This is a genomic window from Arthrobacter echini (assembly GCF_004803505.1).
Lineage (GTDB): Bacteria > Actinomycetota > Actinomycetes > Actinomycetales > Micrococcaceae > Arthrobacter_D > Arthrobacter_D echini.
Map to the genome: position 1 here is coordinate 1 of NZ_SSWH01000027.1, position 3,799 is coordinate 3,799.

4 protein-coding genes are annotated in these 3,799 nt (G+C 60.5%); 3 read left to right on the plus strand and 1 reads right to left on the minus strand.

The genetic code is table 11. The features are described from left to right. The first annotated feature begins 248 nt into the window (after positions 1 to 248). The 3 genes from E8P82_RS14835 (at position 249) to E8P82_RS15535 (ending at position 2,870) form a co-directional block, all read left to right on the plus strand. Complete coding sequence (locus tag E8P82_RS14835; RefSeq protein WP_136455823.1) at positions 249 to 815, plus strand: hypothetical protein; 567 nt, start codon at positions 249 to 251, stop codon at positions 813 to 815. A gap of 1,314 nt (positions 816 to 2,129) precedes the next feature. Then, a complete protein-coding gene (locus E8P82_RS15120; protein WP_168796596.1) occupies positions 2,130 to 2,303 on the plus strand; it encodes a hypothetical protein in 174 nt (57 codons plus the stop codon). Between the two features lie 30 nt (positions 2,304 to 2,333). After that, positions 2,334 to 2,870: a helix-turn-helix transcriptional regulator gene (locus tag E8P82_RS15535; protein WP_136455824.1), complete on the plus strand. Its 537-nt coding sequence runs from the start codon at positions 2,334 to 2,336 to the stop codon at positions 2,868 to 2,870. Positions 2,871 to 2,872: 2 nt separating this feature from the next. Here the strand turns inward: E8P82_RS15535 and E8P82_RS14845 are convergent, their stop codons facing one another. Beyond that, complete coding sequence (locus E8P82_RS14845; RefSeq protein ID WP_136455825.1) at positions 2,873 to 3,451, minus strand: recombinase family protein; 579 nt, start codon at positions 3,449 to 3,451, stop codon at positions 2,873 to 2,875. Positions 3,452 to 3,799 lie beyond the last annotated feature (348 nt).

Consider the following 3,799-nt stretch of genomic DNA (forward strand, 5'->3'; position numbering starts at 1 on the left):
TCACCGCCACGGTCAGCGGCAGAAATCGTCACACCCACATGCCAACATCAACACCATCAGGCAGCCAGTAAGCCCCGATCACCGAAAGAACCCCGCCTCATGAAAGATCGAGGCTAGGGGGCAGGGACCGGGATCTACTATTCGATCAAGGGTGCCAATCCCGCCATCGATAACCGTATCTACAACGCCTGATGAACGGGATGCGGGCCACCGGCGAACTCGCCAACGTGCACCTAGAAGGGAGCGTAATGAAGATCCATGATCCAATACAAAGAAACTTGCCTGAGTGGGAGCCCCCGCCTCTTTGGGCTTCTCTGTCCGGTCACTTGGCACTTGGAGTAGTTAAGGTACCAATTGTATTTCTCCTGTTATGGGTTTCGACGTTACCAGGATGGTTGCAGGACGGATCGCTAGGAACTCTGTTTTTGGTGGCAATTGGCGTTGTGGTTGTTAGCGAAATTCTGACAACTTTTGCCGAACGTCCATTAGTGATCAAACGGCGACTTTCGTCTCCTGGAGGGTGGGACTATGCACTTTTGCCCCTACTCATCCAGGCAGCCGTCGGCGTAGCTATGGGGTACGCCGCTTTCGGTAGCTTGAGGGAGGGGTACATCGTGGCTGCTTCATATATTATGACCACGACGGTCGAGATCGCCATCATGAGGCCTTGGCTCCCGGGTGATACCCAAGCCCAGCACGATGAGAAATGGCAGCAAACCAAGGATATGACGCGTGAGACCTTCGAAGATGATATCCGGGAAATTAAGCGCCGTACCACGCAAAATGTTCGGGACAAACACTATCGGCGCAAGTAAAATTCAGACGATGGTCACCAGCAAAAAGATGTAGCTCACGTACAGACCATAGCTGGCGAATACACGAGAAAACAGCTGCCATTTTGTATCGCCGATGGGTGGTCCGACAGCGGAGGAACATAACCCACACACGGGCAGGGGGTGTGAGGGCATTCTGGGCGAGCTCTGCGAGACCGGAATGCCCTCACGCCGTGGGCCGCAGGTCCACACCGGGACCCGTCCAGGGTCCCGCAAACCAACCCAGCATCAGGCACTCTGTAGGAACACCAGAGGCCTGATCGCTTCGCCGCTTACTGGGGACCAAACCGCTGATGCGCTGCCTGCCGGCTCGTCCCCAGCGCGGCCCCAATCTCTGCCCACGAGTGACCAGCCAGTCTCGCCTGAGCTACCCCTGCCGTGAGGTACTTCTCCATCTCAGCGATTCGCTGCTGCTGCTCCGCGATGTCTCCCAGCACTGTCCTCATACCGTCAACCATTCCTGACACCAATCCTTATTGTCAACCATTCCTGACGCCTGGGCTCATGGGTCAGCTTGGGTTCGACTCGTTGATTCCCGATCGACGTCGCACGGCCTTCGCGGAAAGCCCTGATCGGTCACACCTCTTGCACTCTTTTCGGCAGCTGGGTTCCTTGGCCTGGGGTCGCTCGTCAGCTTGGTTAGCGTGGGGGTGCTTGGTTGGGGCTGAGTCTGCTCGAGGAAGGGGGTCCGTTGCTGGTGACCATCGTCTGAATGTCGTGGTTGTTGAACCGGCGGCACTGGGCAGGGAGGCGGCGGGCAGGGGCTTGCCTTGATGCTCCGAAGGGGAACTTCGGAGACTCAAGACAGCGAACAGACGGCACCGGTGTAGGTGTGGCGTGTGGGTTTTCTAGCTGGCGGGGGTCATTACGTCCCCGCAGTGGCGGCATGTGTCATGAGGTCTGGCAGGCCCGTAGAGGGGCGTGCGATCGGTGCCGGCACTTCTTCCATCACGGCCTTTACTGCGCCGCTGAACACCCTGCCTCATGACTCGACATTGTCCCGGCAGTCACGCCGGGGAACCGGCTCTAACCCGGGGAGGAGCCGCCCGGTTGGTTACGGTACTTGGCTGAGCGTTTTTCTTTCACCGCCGGGAGTGAAGTCAGGCTCCAGGGGGTCACGTCGGGGTTGCCTTCCCGCGTGTTGCATGCGCCCTCAGTGGTCATGGCGTACGCTTGGTTGTGAAATTGTGCTTGCACTAAGGATGCCCTACCGGTTGGTCCCGGCGGGGCATTCTTCATTTAATCCGCGTGTCTTTTTTCGTGGCGGGCTGCTGAGAGGGTCGATACCCTCGTGTCATGGGCAAGAAAACTGGGACCTCGATGGGCGGCGGCGTCGTCCGCGTACGCCGTCCCACCTGGCCGGACAAGAACGCCGAGCTGTGCCCGGTCTGCAAAGCCACACGGCGCAATCCCTGCCAGACCAAGAGCGGTCGCATTCTCTACACGACGCACACCGGCAAGAAGATCTAGCCGCCCGGCTCACCGGTTACGTTGGAACGCATGAGCAATAGGCCGGCGTTCACTCTCTCTGAAGCTGCTGAGCGCACCGGCACATCACGCTCAACCATGCGCAGGTACAGGGAGACAGGGAAGTTCCCGAATGCCTACAAGGACACAGATAGGCAATGGCGTGTACCCGTGGAGGACCTACTGGCCAGCGGGCTCGTACTCAGTGGGCAGGCTCAGGCTGAGCAGGTGAGCGCGTTCAGTGAGCAGGGTCAGGTGGCAGCACCTGAGCAGGGTGAGCGGGTGCGTGAGCTCGAGGCTCTGTTAGCTCTGGAGCGCGCCAGGGCTGAGGGATTGGAGCGTGTTGCCGCGGCTGCTGAGGCAAATGCGGCTGATTTGCGTATGGCGCTACGGATGATTGAGGCCGTCCGTCCTGAGCGGGGTGAGCAGGCTCAGCCTGAGCAGGTGAGCAAGCCCAGTGGGCAGGGGATGAGCACCCCACCTGAGCAGGGTGAGCAGGGCATGAGCACGCCATCTGAGCACCCTGCATCGACCCCTCGTCGACACTGGTGGCAATGGGGGTCGAGCTAGTCCTACTGAGTAGTCTGGGCGGGCTCTGAGCGCAGGAGCCGGTACATCGTGGACACGCTGACCTTGGCCGCGGCCGCTACCTCTGACGGCGTCATCGTTCCCATCGCACGCAGTTCCTTGATGCGCTGCACGGTCGCCTCATTGTGCTTTTTGGGCCGGCCTCCAAGCCGGCCACGAGCTCGAGCTGAGGCGAGGCCGGCACTTGTGCGTTCTCGGATCAGTTCACGCTCGAACGCGGCCAGGGAGGCAAAGATGTTGAACACGAGCTCCCCGTTGATGGTGCTGGTGTCGATGCCCTCATGGAGGGACCGGAAGGTTACGCCGCGGTCCTTCAATTCGGCCACCAGGCCCACGAGGTGCTGCATGGATCTACCGAGTCGGTCCAGACGCCAGACGAGCAGCGTGTCACCAGGTCGTAGGTAGTCGAGCATCTTGTCCAGCTCCGGCCGGGTGGTCCTCGCTCCGCTGACGCCTCGATCGGTGAAGACGCGGGATGCACCGGCCTCTGTCAGCGCGTCGTGCTGCAGGTCGGCGTGCTGGTCGGTGGTGCTGACGCGTGCGTATCCGATGATGTGCCCCATGCCTGCCGTCCTCCGTGTCAGTAACTCAGCCTCGGGTGAGCTTATGAGAACCAGCTACCAACACGGGTTTTGGCACTGTCACGATCCATAGAATGACGGGGCCAGCGATGACCTGACACCCTGCTCAGCCAGTGCCGGCAACCGGTCATTAATGAGAACGCGTCATCCCTCGGTGAGGACAGCAGTGTTCGGGTATGCCAGGACACTCCGAGGCCGGCTGCGACGTGGGACACGGTGAGGTGGTCGACCGCGATCGTGAACAATGCTCACGTCAGGCCGCGATCTCTATCTCGCCACCGACGCGCCCATACCGGCAAACCCCAGCTACATGCCGCCCACTCTCTTAGC